An 18,138-nucleotide genomic window follows, 5' to 3' on the forward strand; every position below is an offset into this window, starting at 1 on the left:
TATGATTTCTAATCAGATACTTTTTAATAGTTTTTCGCAAACACATTTTTCTCCTAAAGAGCGATCGCTACAGGGTTGGATAGCTATTCTAGGCTTTCTGCTGCTGACTATGGTTTTCTATTTTGCAGGGGCGGCTGCCATACTGCGATTAGTTTATCCAGTAACAGCTTTGGTTGTAGCTGTGTTTTTATACTTGCGCCATCCCATTCTCTATATCGGCTTTACTTGGTGGGTATGGTTTCTCACGCCTTTTGCCACCCGCCTAGTTGATTATCGAGTTGGTTGGGATCCTACCCGTCAGATGCTCATAACACCTTATTTAGTGGTGTTTGTGACTATAGTAACTTTCTTAAAACACTTTCCTCGCACTGTGCATCAGGGTGGGCTGCCATTCATTTTGGCGTTTTTCGGAGTGTTCTATGGCTTTCTAGTGGGTTTAGTTTATAACACACCGATACCCGTAGCACGCGGCTTTTTAGACTGGCTCAGTCCCATCATCTTTGCTTTTCACTTATTTGTGAATTGGCGAGATTATCCCAGCTATCGCCAAAACCTTCAGCGCATATTCCTGTGGGGTGTGTTGCTCATGGGGGCTTACGGAATATATCAATTTGTGGTGGCACCTGAGTGGGATAGGTACTGGCTGACAGAATCAAAAATGTTCACTAGTTCTGGAGATCCTGAACCTTTTGGGATGCGCGTGTGGAGTACTCTGCATTCAGCTGGCCCCTTTGGTTCTGTCATGCAAACGGGTCTCCTGTTACTATTTACCAGTTCCGGAACTTTAATTTTTCCGGCTTCAGCAGTTGGTTATCTGTCATTTTTATTGGCACAAGTACGTAGTAGTTGGGGCGGCTGGTTATTAGGAATAATTATGATTTTTGGCTCGGTAAAGCCCCGTATTCAAATGCGTTTAATTACCATAATTGTAGTCATGGCAATGTGTGTCGTGCCATTGGTGAACATCGAGCCTATTTCTACGGTTGTTACAGAACGTTTGGAAAGTTTTTCTAATCTGCAAGAAGATACTAGCTTTAAAGATAGATCGGGTAACTATGACCGAAATCTCAGTTTGGCCTTAACTAGTGGTCTTGGTAGCGGTTTAGGAAATACTTGGAAAGTCAACGAAAAAACTGGTCAAATCGAAGTATTTGTGGTTGACAGTGGAATTTTAGATATGTTTTTCACCCTCGGCTGGTTTGGAGCCATTCCATATATGGGTGGATTAATTTTGTTGCTTGTCAGCGTGAGTAAGCATACTGAAGCTCGTTTTGATAGTTTTGTCAGTGCTGCCCGTGCTATTGGTATTAGTTCTTGTGCCCAATTAATCATTAGTAGTGGAATGCTTAGTATCTCTGGCATGATTCTTTGGGGATTTTTGGCGATGGCGATGGCAGCTCATAAATATTATCAACATCAAGAAATGACTAGATAGGGCTTGCTGAAAAAGTCCTTTGGTGTGGGTAGGGAACAGGGAACAGGGAACGGGCAACAGGGGATAAGCGTAGCGAGACGAAGTAACGGCTTTAAACTTTGCTTCTCCAACTTGAGCAACTGCCGCGCAGAACCGCAGAGAGTAAGAGTTGCTTTTTTAATTTCATATCCTAATTCAGCAACGCCAAATTTTGTCCTTACTGCTGGACTTGAGCAACAGCATCTAAAGAAATTTGGTTGTCACCGAGTCTTATCAAAAGCCTAGGAATTCAAATCTAAATTTAAACCACAGTAATGTTTACCAATAGACATTAAACAGACGTTACTGATTCGGGAACAATAAATTTAGAAATCACTAGGATTTAGCAGTATGCTCAACACTCGTGTTAGTATTCCCGGACACCAAATAACTGAAGAAATCTACAATGGTTCAAGAACCTTAGTTTATCGAGGGTATCGAGAAGTTGACTCATTACCTGTAGTGATCAAACTGCTGAAAAATCCATATCCTACTTTCAGTGAATTGGTGCAGTTTCGCAATCAGTACACCATTGCCAAAAATCTCAACTCACCCCTAATCATCCAAACTTACAGCCTGGAAGCCTATCAAAATGGCTACGTATTGGTGATGGAAGATTTTGGGGGCATTTCCCTCAAAGATTATTTTGCTCATGACCAGACGCGAGATATAGAGTCTTTACAAGAGTTTTTACAAATAGCGATCGCCCTGTGTAATACTTTAGAGATACTCTATAGTCAGCGCATCATTCATAAAGATATTAAACCGAGCAATATTTTAATCAACCCTCATTCCAAACAAGTTAAATTAATCGACTTTAGTATTGCATCACTATTACCAAGGGAAACACAAACGCTAATCAGCCCCAATGTGTTAGAAGGAACACTAGCTTATATTTCTCCAGAGCAAACAGGGAGAATGAATCGGGGTATTGACTACCGGACTGATTTTTATTCACTTGGTGTAACTTTCTACGAGTTACTCGCAAACGAGTTACCCTTTCAATCAAATGACCCAATGGAGTTGGTGCATTCCCATATTGCTAAAGCAGCCCCTTCAGTACATGAAATTAACTCACAAATACCATCTGTAATTTCGGAAATCGTCAGCAAATTGATGGCAAAAAATGCTGAAAACCGCTATCAGAGTGTATTAGGATTGAAGCATGATTTAGAAATTTGTTTTGCTCAGCTGAAGACAACAGGCCAAATTGAGAATTTTCCAATTGCTCAAAGGGATGTATCCGACAGATTTATTATCCCTGATAAACTCTATGGACGAGAATTAGAAGTAAAAACCCTATTAGAAGCCTTTAAAAAAGTTAGCCTGGGTTCAACAGAAATAACATTGGTAGCTGGATTTTCAGGAATTGGTAAAACTGCGGTTGTTAACGAAATTCATAAGCCAATAGTTAAACAACGTGGTTATTTTATTAAAGGCAAATTTGACCAATTTAATCGAAATATTCCTTTTTCGGCATTTGTTCAAGCTTTCCGTAATTTCATGGAGCAATTACTAGCAGAAAGTGATGGTCAAATACAAAAATGGAAAAATAAAATTGTTCAAGCATTAGGTGAAGATGGACAGGTAATTATTGAAGTCGTTCCTGAATTAGAAAAAATCATTGGCAATCAACCACCCGCACCAGAATTATCAGGTAACGCAGCACAAAATCGATTTAATTTATTATTTCAGAAATTTGTTCAGGTATTTACAACTAAAGACCATCCCTTAGTAATATTCTTAGATGACTTGCAATGGGTGGATTCGGCTTCATTGAAACTTATGCAATTATTAATGAATGAAGCTAATCAGGGATATTTATTGTTAATTGGTGCATATCGAGACAATGAAGTTTTTCCAGCACATCCATTGATGGTGATGTTGGATGAAATTCGCAAAATAGGTGTAACAGTAAATAGTCTTATCCTGAAGCCACTTAATCAATTACATTTGAATCAACTTGTAGCCGATACGTTAAATTGTGCAGAAAGTGTAGCATTATCTCTTTCACAATTAGTTGATCGTAAAGTTCAAGGAAATCCCTTCTTTGCAACTCAGCTTCTCAAATCATTACATCAAGACCAACTGATTCAATTCAATTATATAGAAGGATGTTGGCAATGTGACATTTCTCAAATCAATCAGCAAACTCTAGCAGACAATGTTGTTGATTTTATGGTTTTTCAATTACGAAGACTACCAGAATCAACTCAACACCAATTGAAGCTAGCCGCTTGTATTGGGAATCAGTTCGATTTAAAAACATTAGCAATTGTTTCCAAACAATCGGAGGTGGAAACCGCAGATTGCTTGTGGAAGGCTTTGCAAGAAGGGTTGATTTTGCCGCAAAGTGAAGTTTATAAGTTTTTTGTTGGTTCTGAAAATCAAACAGCTACTCAAGAACACTCTGAGACGGTTATATATAAATTTTTACACGATCGCGTCCAACAAGCTGCCTATTCACTGATTCCACAAGCACAAAAACAGTCAACACATCTGCAAATTGGGCGATTATTATTACATAATACACATAAAGACCAGCAAGAGTCTGGAATTTTTGCGATCGCTAACCAATTCAATTACGGATTGGAGTTATTAGAGGAACCTGGCGAACGAGAACATCTGGCTCGGTTAAATCTCATAGCTGGTTGTAAAGCCAAGAACTCGACTGCTTATGCGACAGCAGTGGAGTATTTAAAAGTTGCGATGCTTCTGTTACCGATAAATGCTTGGCAAAGCAGCTATGATTTGGCCCTTGCTGTTTATGAATCTGCGGCTGAGGCAGAATATCTCAATACAAACTTTGAATCATCAAAATTATTAGTAGAGATTATTCTCAAAAATGCTAAATCTCCATTAGAAAAAGTTCGTACTTATGAGATTCAAATCCAATCTTATACGGCACAAAATAAATTTATTGAAGCAATAGCCACAGGTAGAGAAGCACTCCAATTACTAGATTTGACGTTACCTGAAGATGGTAGCACTCAAATGATTTTTGATGAACATGATCAGTTGCAAAAAATGTTTGTTCATCAATCGATTGCAGCATTGGCAGATTTGCCCGAAATAACTAATCCCAACCAATTAGTTGCACTCCGCATTTTATCAGGTTTGTTTGCCCCGGTTTATATAGCCAAACCGATGTTGTTGCCGCTGAAAATTTTTACAATGATCAAAATTTGTATCCAGCATGGCAACTCACCACAGGCAGCTGTTGCTTATAGCCTCTATGGGTTATTTTTGTGTAGTGTAGGTGCAATTGAAGATGGATATAACTTTGGAAAACTGGCAGTACAACTTTTAGATAAATTTCAAACTAAAGAACTTAAAAGCAGAGTTTATCTAACATTCAGCTTATTCATTAAGCACTGGAAAGATTCAATTAAATCCACGTTAAGTTTATTTTTAGATGGATTACAAAGTGGTTTAGAAACCGGAAATTTAGAATATGTAGGCTATTGCGCCAATTGCTATTGTCAGTTTCTCTTTTGGAGTGGAGAAAACCTAGAAAATGCTGTGCTGGAGGCAGATAAATATTGTGACCTCATGCAGCAAATTAAACAAGAGGTATCTCTAATTTGGGGAAATATCTGGCGGCAAACGGTTCTAAATTTACAAGGAGAAGTGGCTAACCCCTGCTGCTTAAATGGTAAGCATTTTCACGAAATAGAAATGTTACCAACTTTGATTGAAACTAACAATATCAATGGTATTTGTTATGTCTATTTAGCAAAAATACTACTGTCTTATCTTTTTGGTGAATACGAATCTGCTTGGGAATATTCCCAAAAATTTGAGCAGTATGAACAGGGAGCAGCAGGCTTATTAATTGTTCCTTTAAGAAATTTCTATCAATCTTTAAGTTTATTAGCTCTTTGTTCTCAGGTAAGTGAAGCGCAGCAACAGCTTTATCTTAATAAAGTAGCCCAAAATCAAGCAAAAATGCAAGAATGGGCAGATCATGCACCAGTCAATTATCAGCATAAGTACAATTTAATTTTAGCTGAACAAGCTCGTGTAACTGGCGATCGCCTACAAGCCGCAGATTATTATGAAATCGCTATCCAACAAGCAATCGCCAATGACTATATTCAAGAAGCAGCGATCGCTAACGAACTTGCTGCCAAATTTTACTTAGAATGGGGTAAAGAAAAAGCCGCAGAAGGATATCTGCAACAAGCATATTACAGCTATGCCCGTTGGGGAGCAAAAGCCAAAACTGATGACTTGGAAAGACGCTATCCCAAATCACTCAAACCCATTCTGCAACAGCAAGAATTCAACTTCTATCCCTTAGAAACCATAGCCAGCATTTCCCGTACATCAGCTTCTACATCTACTTACACCACCAGCAGTACTAATATTTCTGATGCTCTAGATTTAACTTGCATTCTCAAAGCTGCTCAAACAATCTCTAGTTGTATAGAATTAGACGAACTTATCAGCAGTCTGACTCGAATTATTCTAGAAAATTCTGGTGCAAAAAAATCTGTATTAATTCTTCCTCAAGAAGATACTTGGCAAGTGCGGGCAATTAACTTTATTGATCAACAGTCCAATTCTCAAACTGATGTCAAAACTATTCTTGATTCACAACTATTAGATGCTTGTGAAAATATTCCTAGAAAACTGATCAATTACGTTAAAAATACTCAAGAAACCGTCATCATAGACAACTGTAAAACAAATATTCCTGGTGTGATTGGGGAATATATGCTCTTACATCAACCTCAAAGTGTATTATGTACACCCATTATTAACCAAGGTCATTTGGTAGGGATTCTCTACCTAGAAAATCAACTTAATCAAGGGGTATTTACTAGTCAGCGTCTACGAGTGATTAACCTACTGTCCTCCCAAGCAGCAATCGCCTTAGAAAATGCTCGACTTTATCAGCAAGCTGGGCAAGCTTTACAAGATTTACAACAAGCTCAATTACAAATTGTTCAGAGTGAAAAGATGTCTGCATTGGGTAACTTAGTTGCTGGAGTAGCTCATGAAATGAATAATCCTCTCGGTTTTATTGCTGCCAGTCTCAAACAAGCTAAACCAATATTTACTGATGTTATCCAACACTTGAAATTATATGAAAAAAGGTTTCCTACTCCCGGAGATGAAATTCTGATTCATGCCGAAAAAATCGACTTGGAATATAGCTTAGAAGATTTTCCTAAGATGATTGATTCGATGACTATGGCGTGTGACAGGCTCAAAAATATCAGTACCAGTCTCCGCACTTTTTCTCGTGCCGATAGAGATTACAAAGTACCGTTTAATATTCATGAAGGCATTGATAGCACAATTTTAATTTTAAAACATCGTCTCAAAGCCAATGATATTCGTCCGGCAATTGCTGTAGTGACTGAGTATAGTAACTTACCCCAAATTGAATGCTTTCCTGGTCAATTAAATCAAGTATTTATGAATATCTTAGCGAACGCTATTGATGCATTGGATGAAGCAAATATAGGTCGGAGTTTTGAGGAAATAAAAACCAATCCTAATCGGATTACAATTACCACCTCTTTAAAAGATAAACAGGTTGAGGTGAAGATTGCTGATAATGGTCAAGGCATGAGTGAATCAATCAAGCAAAAAGTTTTTGACCACTTATTTACTACCAAAGCAGTTGGGAAAGGTACGGGATTAGGATTAGCGATCGCTCAGTCTCTTGTTGTAGAAAAACATGGCGGAACTTTGGATGTCAATTCTACTCCAGGTGAGGGAACAGAATTTGTCATTAGCTTACCGATTCTGTCTCAAACTCAGAGCGAAAGGCAATAGGCAATAGAAAAGAGACACCGGGCGATTGGAAATCGCGCCTATACAAACAAAACCCCTGACGCTCGTTCCTCTCTACGAGACGCTGCGCGAGCGTCGGAGGGTTCCCCTACACTCTGCTTCTAGGCTGCGGAAATTTTGGGTGCTTCAGCCTTAGGTTCTACGATTTTTTTTAGTGTTTCCTCATCAAAAACGTTTAAGTCAAACCAAAAAGTGGTTCCCACCCCAACTTCACTGACCAGATGCACCTTGCTACGATGCCTTTCCATGATGTTTCTCACAATTGATAGACCCAAGCCAGTACCTTCTAAAGTGTGAACTCGATTTTCTACACGGAAGAAGCGGTCAAAAATTGCTTGTTGGTCTTCTGAGGCAATACCAATGCCAGTATCAGAGATTTCCACCCGCACTTGAGAAGACAGAGTATGAGAAGTGGGCTTGGAATCTAATTGGTAAGTACGGATGGCCACCTTGCCACCTGCCTGAGTGAATTTCAAAGCATTGCCAACTAAATTAGCTAAAACTTGCAGCAACAAATCATAATTACCCACGACTAATGGTAAATTGGGAGCGACTTCTTGAATTAGTTCAATGCCTTTATCTCTAGCATTGAGTTGGTAAGTACGTAGCGTTTGTTCGATCGCTTGTGCCAAATCCACCCCACCGAAGTTATAATTGCGACCTGATTCGAGTTTTGACAAATCCAAAACATCGTTAACTAAGCGAGTCAGGCGATCAGTTTCATGATTGACAGTCTGCAAAAAATCCTGCCGTTGTTCTAAACTCAAGTCTTCGCCGTAGTCATGCAAAGTTTCAATAAACGATTTGATATTAAATAAAGGCGTTCGCAGTTCGTGAGAAACGTTGCTGATAAATTGGCTTTTGGCCTCGTTGAGTTCTACCTCGCGGGTAATATCTTGCACAGTTATGGCAATTCCTTTAATACTCTCCCGTTGCAGGTTAAGTACTGTCGTTAAGAGAATGCGGATTGTGCGCTTGATAGGTTGGCTAAGATGAATGCGGAACTCGGCACTTTCACATTCGCCAGCTGCCATTTCATACAAGGGATTGGTGATTTCCATTTGTACAGCTGGAGGCAAGTTATGTAAAACATTGCTCCCTACCACCTCATCACCTTCCCAGCCAAAAATTCGCCGTGCCGTGGGATTAACTAAGATAACTTGCATACTGTTGTCGATCAAGACAGCACCATCGGCGATTGTTGAAACCAAGGTTTCTAATTTGGCTTTTTCTGCTGTTAGTTCCTCGATGTTTTGCTCTTCATAACTCTCTAGGCGTTCCGCCATTTCATTAAAACTGAAAATTAATTCTCCTAGTTCACCTCCTAGGGGTAAATCAATTCGCTGTTTGAAATTACCGGCAGCAATTTGTTTTACCCCTACCAAAAGTTCTTTAATCGGCTTAGTGATGGTTAAAGCGTTAATGACTCCTGCCAAAATCACCATTACCCAAATTGTGATAAAAACAGCGATGGTGACATCACGGGTGAAATTTGTAGAAATAACTGCTGCTTGGTTAGGGTTGATCCCAATCGCCAATACACCTAAATATTTTTTATCGACAATCAGAGGAATAAATACATCGGTGACGACCCCATCTGGGGACATGTGTTGCCGCACCATTGGTTTATCCCCTTCACCGGGATAATCTTCCGGCAGTTGTATCCGCCGTTCAATGGTGAGGGAATTTTCTACCTCTGGTTCCCAAAAAGGAATGCCAAAATAGATTTTCCCAGTTTCATCAGCGTAGAGCATGTAACGTACACTAGAGGTACTGCTATAGAAGCGTTGGGAGAATTGGGCAACCTCTGTAAGATTATGTTCAGCGACCAGGGGGGTAACGTTGGCAGCGAGCAGTAGCCCTAAATCACGACCGAAGCGTGTATCGTTCATGCGCGCATCCTGCTGGATTGTATTCACAGCCCAGAAGGTCAGACCACTCATTACCAAAGAAACCACCAACGTGGCGACAGCCAAAAGCTTGGTCTGGAGGGTGAACTCTGACCACCAATTGGCGATCGCTTCTCGGATTGTTGTAAAAAGAGCTAGCATTTTAAATAAAGTTGTTAGTAGTCTTTGTTATAAACCCCAACAACTAAAAAATTAACAGTTAATTTGACAAACATGTTAAGGAGATGGGGAAATTGGAGGTTTCCCTTAAGGTAGCCTCAACAACGAATTTAACTTATTTCAGACATCGGAGTTAATATCTAGTTGAGGATTGATGCGTTCAACTCTATTTTTTGACTGCTAGGTTATGCGTAAACGCGTAGTAGTGTAACAAAAATCTAATCTATCTAAATTTTGAGCTAGCTGTCCGGTTCCGGTTAGCGATGGCTAATAAACTTGAACTGGGCACCAAAATTTTCGTACCTTCTGCCGCACCGCATTGTGAGAGGTCGCCACAAACAGCTACGATGCGACTGCAAAATCTGTGTACTGCCGCATCTTAGGCTCATGGAATGCCAACACTATATCTTGCTTGGGAACACCTGCACGAACGGGGTCAGTTGCGATACCATCTTCAGTCCAGTCCTCCTCGATCCAGAATTTGCCATCTTGAATCCGAACGTATACAGTCATACCAGTAATGCGATCGCCTTTTTGCCAGCCAAGGTTCATCCAAATATAGTGACCCTTTGGCTCATCCATAATCAAGAATGTTTCGATGCCTTGGTGCGGACGACGGTTACATAGTTCTATATACTCTGTCAGGATACGCTTAATTAGCTTGGGATACTCAGTTAATTTATCCATTGTGTGATCTCCTCTGTCTCTGTATCGACGACAATGAGTGGAAGTTGATGTTTTTGGAGGATGAGTTGAATCACATCTTGCGTGAAAAAGCTTTTGTGGGTGATCGCATTGATAGCAACGTAAAGTTTACGGTCTGGCGCTGTTTCCTCTAAAAGATAACGGTAGATGTCATACTGACCAAGAGCCTCTTTCAAATCTTGTATCTTTGATGCGCCAATAAAGCTTTTCACTTCAACTACAAGTTTTAGCCCATCTCGTTCAACTGCAATAGGACGTTCAGCACCAAGATCAGCGTACAACGTTGTTCTTCGATACTGAATTACGTAGGGATCATCTGTAATCGCCCAGCCGTCCTTTATCAGTGCGTTTTTTACCGCATTATGGATAAGTCTAACTTGGGCATAACTTAAGTATAAGTCAGCTTCGCTGCCTGATATAAATCACTAGACATCTTGCAAAATTTACTTTTGCATGATGTCTATACTTGTTGAGTATGCGAAGATTACTCTTTATTTACCACTCTATAACCGATGTCTCCTCGATAATATATCCCCTCAAATTGAATAGCTTTGATGCCAGTGTATGCTTGGGCGATCGCTTGCTCAAAATTTTTGCCTACCCCGGTGACATTTAACACTCTCCCTCCATCTGTCACTAGTTGTTGTTGCTGATTTAACTTGGTGCCAGCATGAAATACAGTTGCTCCTGCTGCCTCTGCTTCACTAATGCCAGTAATGACTTTACCTTTCTCATAAGCTCCAGGATAACCGCCGGAGGCAGCGACGACAGTTGCACATGCTCCCTCTTGCCAAGCAATGGGAGGCAATTCGCCTAAACGCTGCTGTACACAAGCTAGAAGTAAATCTTCTAAGGGTGTTGCCAAAAGTGGCAAAATTACCTGGGTTTCTGGATCGCCAAAGCGACAGTTAAATTCTAAAACTTTAAAATCGCCGTTGGGTGCAATCATTAACCCAGCATAAAGCACGCCTCGGTAGTCAATACCTTTAGATTTTAAAGCTGCGATCGCCTTTTCTAAAACTTCTGTTTGAACGCGTGCCATCAACTCTGACGTGGCAATAGGTGCTGGGGCATAAGCTCCCATACCACCAGTATTGTCTCCTGTATCGCCTTCACCAATTCGCTTATGATCTTGAGCAGGTAGCAAAGCTCGAATTGTCAGTCCATCGGTCAGTGCTAAAACCGAAACCTCTTGCCCAATCAAACATTCTTCAATAACGACAAAATTGCCTGCACTACCAAACTGACCTTGAAAAATGCTATCTATGGCAATTTCTGCCTGTTTTAGCGTTTCAGCAACTATTACACCCTTACCAGCTGCTAAACCATCAGCTTTGACAACTATAGGCGTTCCTTGTGCTTTGACATAAGATTTAGCTGCTACTGCCTGCGTAAAAACCGCGGCCCGTGCCGTTGGAATCCCCGCTTCTTGCATCAGGGCTTTTGCCCAAGCTTTGCTTGCCTCAATTTGCGCTCCGGCTCTGACTGGGCCAAATACCATCAATCCTTTGTCTTGGAGGTAATCTGTAATTCCCTCTGCCAAAGGTACTTCTGGCCCAATTATCACAAGAGTGATACCGTTTTCTAGAGCATATCGGCTTATGCCTTCAAAATCATCCACTGCTAAGGGCAAGTTATGGCAACGTTCCATACTTGCTGTGCCTCCATTCCCCGGTACACAGGCAACTTGCTCAATTTGCTTAGATTGCAACAGCTTCCATGCCAGAGCGTGTTCGCGCCCCCCATTACCTACAACTAAAACTTTCACTGATTTCCTCGTGCGTTTCTTGCGAAACGAGAATGCCCAATTCGGCTCTCGCGGATCAATTTTTTCATCAATTCTCGCACTTGTACAAGCCTCTTATGATTAAATATATAGGCATTAACCAATGTAGTTAGCTAAAAAGTTAATTTATTACCCATATCTAACTTTAATTCTTCGCATCTACTGACCTGTTTTAGCTATTGAATTTTAACTATATTTTTCTTGAAATTAAATTTAATTAATTAGCAAATTTATAATTTTATATTATTAGCATCCTAAAATAGAAGATTTTTAATTTAATTATTTATTATAATGCTCTCACCAAAAATTAAAAAAATCCAATTAACAACAAATTATTGATTATAATTAGTAACTTGTGAATATCTAGAGATTAATCAGGATATAAAAAATAGGCAGCATGGCTAAAATTATCGTTACTGGAGCCGCCGGATTTATTGGCTCTCATCTTACAGAAACATTGTTAAAACAAGGAAAAGAAGTAATCGGAATTGATGAATTCAATGATTACTACGATCCGATATTAAAGCGTAACAATATTGCACACTTACATCAATCACCTGGTTTTACATTAATTGAAGGAGATATGCAGTTTTTAGATTGGCCAAAACTCCTAAAAGATGTTGATTTAGTTTACCATCAAGCGGCACAAGCAGGGGTAAGAGCAAGTTGGGGTAAAGGTTTTCGAGGTTATACAGAACGAAATATTAACGCTACACAAGTTTTGCTGGAAGCAGCTAAGGATGCTAAACATCTGAAAAGGTTAGTGTTTGCTTCTTCATCGAGTGTATATGGTGATGCAGAAACATTACCCACCCACGAAGGAATTTGTCCTCAACCAGTTTCTCCTTATGGCATTACGAAGCTAGCATCGGAGTTTTTATGTGAACTGTATCACAAAAACTTTGGCGTACCCTGTGTAACATTGCGCTATTTCACAGTCTATGGCCCCAAACAGCGCCCAGATATGGCATTCCATAAGTTCTTTAAATCCATTTTGCAAGATGAAGCAATTCCTATTTATGGGGATGGGCAGCAAACGCGGGAGTTTACCTTTGTTAGTGATATTGTCGCCGCCAATTTAGCCGCCGCGATCGCACCCGAAGCAGTGGGAGAAATCTTTAATATTGGTGGCGGTAGCAGGGTAATTTTAGCAGAAGTCTTGGATACGATTGAAGAAATTGTCGGGAAACCAATCAAAAGAAACCACATAGAAAAGGCAATGGGAGACGCACGCCACACTGCTGCTGATGTATCTAAAGCACAGAAAATTCTGGGATATCAGCCGCAAGTCTCTTTACGAGAGGGTTTGACGCAGGAATGGGAGTGGATTAAATCTTTGTATTAACTCTAGTGTAGTTTGCATTCAACATTACACTTGGCGTTTCATGCTTTACCGCAAAAATTACATTCCCTTAGACTATGTTAGTTTCCTCAACTACGCCAGCGATCGCATTTTTCTGCAAAAGGTCGGCGGCGGTTATATCTTCGTCCACCGGAGACTTGCTGGAACATTTTGCCTGCATGGAGTGAGTTTAGGTAGAGTGAGTGCGATCGCCGCTTTTGTAGCAACTATCTTGAAAGTCAGGTTATGGTACTTACCAAGAACGAGTAACTGCGTAATTGTCTAGCACTGCATCCACGCTAATGATAGGGATCTTTTCTGTGAGTGCTTGGGCAACCAAAAGCCGATCAAAGGGATCTTTATGATGGAAGGGCAGAGTCACGATCGCGGCTGCATGAGCAACTTTAATCGGTAATATTTCTAATTCGTTAACTTGGATTTGATGCTCCATCCATGTTTCAAAATTTCCAGGAATTTGATACTTACCAATACTAACTTTAATGGCAATTTCCCAATAGGAAGCAGGACTGAGCAAGATATCATTGAGGGGATCGACAATCAAATCACAGGCGACTTGACTAAGAGCGCGCTCGTTAAGTACAAACCAGAGGAATGCCTGAGTATCGAGCAGAAACTTCATGGCATGTAGTCGTGAAAGTCTTCCAAGTGGGTTTCATCTTCGGAAAGGATGGTTAGGGTTCCGATTGCACTACCGGGCTGGCGAGGCTTACGGGGTGGTTGAAGTTCGCCAATCAGTCTGGCGACAGTGCGATTACCGGAAAGAATTTGCACTTCTTCACCAGGTTGCAGACTTGCAATTAGTTCAGGTAAACGAAGTTGAGCTTCTGTTAACGGAATCTGCGTCATTGTTTTGTGCTTCTATGCGTTAGCCGTTCTTAGCGTCTGGTAGAGAAGACTTTGGCAAAGCCATCGCTCTTGTTTAATTTTACAGGTATCTTGAATTTAGGCGATCGCCTGTCTAATTAGTTCAACTCTTAGCTTAATACCTACCCCTATTCCCATGATTGAAATTCATCAATGGTGCTACGAATTAGGGAAGTGATTTGAGCGCGACGGGTCTCAAAGTTGGCAGCAATATAAATGAGTAAAATGCCAACTAGTAAGCCAATAATCCATTTTAAAAAGGAGTACTGCAAACTAAAAATTACTGATTGATAGATTGTAGTAATTAAAAAAGTGGCTGTACCAATGTAGAGAAAAGCTCGTACTCGCAAAGCTAATCCAGCAAAAATGGCAATGAGGCTGAAAATTCCCGGAATCCAGGCTGTATCTTGATTAAATAAAATTGCCCACCCACAAATTAAACCACTACCTAGCATTCTCAAAATATGCCGAGCTGCTTTGTACTCTGGTAGCCTCAGCTGGGTATCTACTTGAGCAATATACAACAGTGATAACCCAATGGGTGTTACATACCATAAAGCTTCAGTCAGGCGTAGGGAATCAAACCAACGGTAAAGCGCCCAATCAATCAATGCCACACTAATATAGGTAAAACGAATGTTTTCGCTCACCTTTGCTAGAAAAATGTAGAATCCAGCTGCGAGTACCAAGGTAATAGGGTAAGTTTGCAGTCTGGTTTCCCATAAAATTATCAGTGGTATGATGTAGGCGGCTTGTTGCCAAGGTCTTTTAGACCAACCCCAATTTTCCCAAGGCAGGATATACAGAAAATAAGCTACCACACAGGCGATCGCACCGTTCCAAGGAAGTAACGGCCCAGCCCAAAATTTTCCCACTGCTGTCTCCCGCCAATAAACCCTCATCGCGGCTACCTCTAATAAACCAAGGTAAACCCACATCTCGGCTCTTGTGATTCCTCCCAAGATGCTGGGGGAAGTGCGCGAATTTCGTCCTTGAAAGATGGCATAGCGAATCAAAAATACCCCTGTTGCCAATCCCACCAAACGGTTAACTCCAATGGGAAGAGGAATAGCCGCCATTAATAAACAGCTACTCCAAGCCCAATGAAGATGAGCAATACCTTTGAGTTCTTGAGGAGTCAGGCGTAAGTAGCTTACAAGCCAAGGGGAGAGAATGCGATAAGCATACATGATGCTAGTACCTAGGGCAGACATGGCAATCAATCCATCACCTAATGCTCCGCCTGAAGCTTGTAACATTTGATAAAACAGAAGTTCATAAGCAGAAATTGATACGCCAATAATTCCTAAGTACAGCAGGGGTTTAAAGTTCTCGCGTCGTCGCCCCACGCCAATAATAATTAAAGCTACACCCAAGGAATACAAACCTGTCCACTCGGTGAAGGTGTTCAAACGCAGCAATACACTGAATGCACCATAAATTAATGGCAAAATGTGGAAGCTACTAGGAAGCCTTTCTAATTGGTATCGTCGTCGCCACCACTCGCCTAGAAACTGAGTGAGCAAACCCAAGGCAATGTTAGCAGCAGCAATTCTAATAACTGAATGTTCCCCAAAGCCCAATACTTGGGCAATTAACAATTCCAGACACCAACCGATGCCATAAAATGCCCAATTTGTCGGTTCTCTCCAACTGCGATAAGCGATCGCCCCTAATGTAATGGCAGTGGCTGCTAAGTAAAATATTCCTGGTGTGACAACATTCCAATAAATTAATGTCGAGTGTAGTGTCATAGTTACTAACTCAAAACTACACAATGCGATCGCCCATTGATCGCTTGCTTGGGCATATAGAGTTGCTAACTGATCACCGCGTCGGTTGAGAAATGTCCGCCCTAGCCATAAACTGAAAATGGCGATCGCTTCTACGACAAACCAACCTGCAATCGTTAACCGTGGTAGCCCAGGCAATCCTTCCCATAGCAGCGTAGCAATAAAAGTTAGACCAAAACCTACCGTAATTCCCGCAGTTACTTGGTTGCGTAAATAGCGCGTATTGACAAACATCACAACCGCAGCCACAGCTAAACCAATTAATCTGGTTTCTGGTTGCGGTAAAGTTAGCGTCTGGGACATACCCGCAGCCAGGACACTCAAGAAACTATTGGTAGTACGTTGTGTGACAGATGTGCTATTGGCTAAACCTGTAAGTGCTAAAGGTGTAATTAACCAAGTGACACCCCAATAATCTGGGCTAGTAGTAAAGCCATACCAAGACGATTCAGCATTAATCCACAATAGGGCAAAACTAACAACGGCAAGTCCTAAACCGATGTACCATGCACTACGTTGCCATAATCCACTTCTAAGGCTGAATATCCATTCAGCCACCATCAAAGCTAACAAAATGCTTGCCCAGACTTCTTTGCTGAGAGTTGGCAATAACCAATTAATAGTAGAGCAAAGCGTGAATACCCCCATGATGTGAGTAAAGTAGATCAAGAGGGCAGGGTTAGAAGAACGGCGTTTGGTAACGATGGCGATAGTGATTGTAGAACATAGCAGATTTAGCGATCGCAATGTGGGATTTACTAAAGAAAGCGTGGTTAAACAGCTGCCAAATAATAATGCTAATATTTCGCCAAACTGGGCTAAGTCCCGCTTTTGGGTGCGATATAAATGATCTGCGATCGCTACCATCAAAATTAAGTAAGGAAATAAAGCTACACTCAGCAACGCCCAAGGTTGATTTTGAGCATTCGTGATTATAGTACCAGTAGCGATCGCCCATTCTTGCGCCCCAGAAGGAACTAACCGCCAACCCAACCAAATTGTCTGTAAACCAATAGCAAAAATTGCTGCCAAATCAACCTTTAAACTATGCCTATGCAAGCGACGAACCAAAAACCATAAACTCAATCCACTGACAGCTATTGCTTGCCAAGGATGATCGATTACAGCCACTAGCCAACCCAAGAAGAGTAAAACTCCGCCAAGTCTCTCCCAAACTAAGAGACCGAGGGGCAAAGGAGTAGTAGAAAGCAATTCTGCTTTTTGCTGTGCTAACCAAGTTGCCAGCCAGCCACAAATGCCAATAGCCAAGCCCAACTCAGTGACATCTACCCCAGCCACAAAAATTGCCCGTACCAGCAGTACTATTAGGGCATAAATAATTACAGCAGCGTACAAACTCATGCCTGTTACAGTACGCCGCCTATCCTCATTTACTAATGGAAGAGGAGGGTTTGGTTGGAGGTAAAGATTTTGATAGATGGTAATGATAGCTGTACCTACCATTGCCACATAAACAGCAATTAAGGGAAAATTTGGTAATTGCCAACCCCAATGCAGATAAATCAATCCGAGAATATTGACTAGAGGCAATTTCCCAGTTGATAAATTATGAAAAACTGCCCGATTGCTGCAAAGCAAAACTGTAACCAACGTCAAAGTAGGAAAAGCGATCGCCACTGTCAACCAGTCCAATGGATTTTGCCATAACCGGAAACTATCCATTGCCCAAAAGTTGACTGGTATCAATAACAAAGTGACAATCAGCAATGTCTGAGCCGTTAATCTGAGGTTGGTTTGCCTACCTGCCCAAAAACTGAATCCCCAGAAACTCAAGGTATAAGCAAATAAAACCCCATATTGTCCAGAGGCAGGAAACCTCTCCCATTGACTAGCAGCTAGTACCCCAGAAGAAACCACTACCAGAAATACACCTAAAAATAGCAGCCAGCGGACACTCAATTCTGCCCCCAATGACTGCAACATTGTGGCTAAAAAGTTCGGTTTAGCTGGTTGTCTGGGGCTTTGTAAAACTCCCACAGGCAACTGCTTAACAGGGTCATAAGTTGCAACTGTTACCTGTGGTTCAGGTTCAATCTGGGCTTGCAATACTACTCGACAAGCTAGAAACTCGCGGCATAGTTGCCTGACTTGAGCATCAGAGATCAAACCTAAACGTAGCCATATATCCAATCCTTCCAGTAATTGAGGATGGGAAGATGGTAATCTGATTTCAATTTCCAAAGGGCGGTCAAGTGGTGAAGACATGAGTGGCAGCCCTACAAATATGTACTTAAATCATGGGTTTGATTAAGTATATTTTGGTTCTATTTGTGCCA

At 41.1% G+C, this 18,138-nt stretch carries 11 protein-coding genes; 4 read left to right on the forward strand and 7 right to left on the reverse strand.

Going from position 1 to position 18,138, the window contains the following annotated elements:
• Position 1 precedes the first annotated feature (1 nt).
• The gene (locus I8751_RS26970; RefSeq protein WP_214442159.1) at positions 2 to 1,435 is read left to right on the forward strand and encodes an O-antigen ligase domain-containing protein; all 1,434 of its coding nucleotides are present in this window, start codon (positions 2 to 4) and stop codon (positions 1,433 to 1,435) included.
• 369 nt (positions 1,436 to 1,804) lie between these two features.
• The gene (locus I8751_RS26975; protein WP_214442160.1) at positions 1,805 to 7,243 is read left to right on the forward strand and encodes an ATP-binding sensor histidine kinase; all 5,439 of its coding nucleotides are present in this window, start codon (positions 1,805 to 1,807) and stop codon (positions 7,241 to 7,243) included.
• Positions 7,244 to 7,362: 119 nt separating this feature from the next.
• Here the strand turns inward: I8751_RS26975 and nblS are convergent, their stop codons facing one another.
• The 4 genes from nblS to purD form a co-directional block, all read right to left on the reverse strand.
• Positions 7,363 to 9,312, reverse strand: coding sequence for a two-component system sensor histidine kinase NblS (gene nblS, locus I8751_RS26980; protein WP_214442161.1), 1,950 nt, complete (start codon positions 9,310 to 9,312; stop codon positions 7,363 to 7,365).
• A 360-nt stretch (positions 9,313 to 9,672) separates the two neighbouring features.
• Complete coding sequence (locus I8751_RS26985) at positions 9,673 to 10,017, reverse strand: XisI protein (protein ID WP_214442162.1); 345 nt, start codon at positions 10,015 to 10,017, stop codon at positions 9,673 to 9,675.
• Positions 10,005 to 10,454: an element excision factor XisH family protein gene (locus I8751_RS26990; RefSeq protein WP_214442216.1), complete on the reverse strand. Its 450-nt coding sequence runs from the start codon at positions 10,452 to 10,454 to the stop codon at positions 10,005 to 10,007. Before I8751_RS26990 ends, I8751_RS26985 begins: the two co-directional genes overlap by 13 nt.
• Before the next feature lie 65 nt (positions 10,455 to 10,519).
• The gene (gene purD, locus I8751_RS26995; protein WP_214442163.1) at positions 10,520 to 11,803 is read right to left on the reverse strand and encodes a phosphoribosylamine--glycine ligase; all 1,284 of its coding nucleotides are present in this window, start codon (positions 11,801 to 11,803) and stop codon (positions 10,520 to 10,522) included.
• A gap of 415 nt (positions 11,804 to 12,218) precedes the next feature.
• On the opposite strand from purD, the gene I8751_RS27000 reads away from it, so the two are divergent.
• Together I8751_RS27000 and I8751_RS27005 are read left to right on the forward strand one after the other, a co-directional pair.
• Complete coding sequence (locus I8751_RS27000) at positions 12,219 to 13,166, forward strand: NAD-dependent epimerase/dehydratase family protein (RefSeq protein WP_214442164.1); 948 nt, start codon at positions 12,219 to 12,221, stop codon at positions 13,164 to 13,166.
• A gap of 40 nt (positions 13,167 to 13,206) precedes the next feature.
• Positions 13,207 to 13,449, forward strand: coding sequence for a hypothetical protein (locus tag I8751_RS27005; protein ID WP_214442165.1), 243 nt, complete (start codon positions 13,207 to 13,209; stop codon positions 13,447 to 13,449).
• Here I8751_RS27005 and I8751_RS27010 read toward each other — a convergent pair.
• The 3 genes from I8751_RS27010 to I8751_RS27020 form a co-directional block, all read right to left on the reverse strand.
• Positions 13,417 to 13,803, reverse strand: a complete 387-nt coding sequence (locus I8751_RS27010; protein ID WP_214442166.1) for a type II toxin-antitoxin system VapC family toxin — start codon at positions 13,801 to 13,803, stop codon at positions 13,417 to 13,419. The two genes, I8751_RS27005 and I8751_RS27010, sit on opposite strands and share 33 nt — an antisense overlap.
• Positions 13,800 to 14,030, reverse strand: a complete 231-nt coding sequence (locus I8751_RS27015) for a type II toxin-antitoxin system Phd/YefM family antitoxin (protein WP_214442167.1) — start codon at positions 14,028 to 14,030, stop codon at positions 13,800 to 13,802. The genes I8751_RS27010 and I8751_RS27015 overlap by 4 nt, the downstream gene beginning before the upstream one ends.
• Before the next feature lie 146 nt (positions 14,031 to 14,176).
• Entirely contained in the window at positions 14,177 to 18,067 is a 3,891-nt protein-coding gene (locus tag I8751_RS27020) for a DUF2157 domain-containing protein (RefSeq protein ID WP_214442168.1), read from the reverse strand.
• Between the last annotated feature and the right edge of the window lie 71 nt (positions 18,068 to 18,138).

It is taken from the genome of Atlanticothrix silvestris CENA357, from assembly GCF_016056295.1.
Classification (GTDB): Bacteria; Cyanobacteriota; Cyanobacteriia; order Cyanobacteriales; family Nostocaceae; genus Atlanticothrix; species Atlanticothrix silvestris.

Excerpts from the sequence above, each read along its gene's own strand:
- nblS (WP_214442161.1), bottom strand. The coding sequence starts at position 9,312 with ATGCTAGCTCTTTTTACAACAATCCGAGAAGCGATCGCCAATTGGTGG.
- I8751_RS26975 (WP_214442160.1), top strand. The coding sequence starts at position 1,805 with ATGCTCAACACTCGTGTTAGTATTCCCGGACACCAAATAACTGAAGAA.
- I8751_RS27000 (WP_214442164.1), top strand. The coding sequence starts at position 12,219 with ATGGCTAAAATTATCGTTACTGGAGCCGCCGGATTTATTGGCTCTCAT.
- I8751_RS26970 (WP_214442159.1), top strand. The coding sequence starts at position 2 with ATGATTTCTAATCAGATACTTTTTAATAGTTTTTCGCAAACACATTTT.
- I8751_RS27010 (WP_214442166.1), bottom strand. The coding sequence starts at position 13,803 with ATGAAGTTTCTGCTCGATACTCAGGCATTCCTCTGGTTTGTACTTAAC.
- I8751_RS27020 (WP_214442168.1), bottom strand. The coding sequence starts at position 18,067 with ATGTCTTCACCACTTGACCGCCCTTTGGAAATTGAAATCAGATTACCA.
- I8751_RS26985 (WP_214442162.1), bottom strand. The coding sequence starts at position 10,017 with ATGGATAAATTAACTGAGTATCCCAAGCTAATTAAGCGTATCCTGACA.
- I8751_RS27015 (WP_214442167.1), bottom strand. The coding sequence starts at position 14,030 with ATGACGCAGATTCCGTTAACAGAAGCTCAACTTCGTTTACCTGAACTA.
- I8751_RS27005 (WP_214442165.1), top strand. The coding sequence starts at position 13,207 with ATGCTTTACCGCAAAAATTACATTCCCTTAGACTATGTTAGTTTCCTC.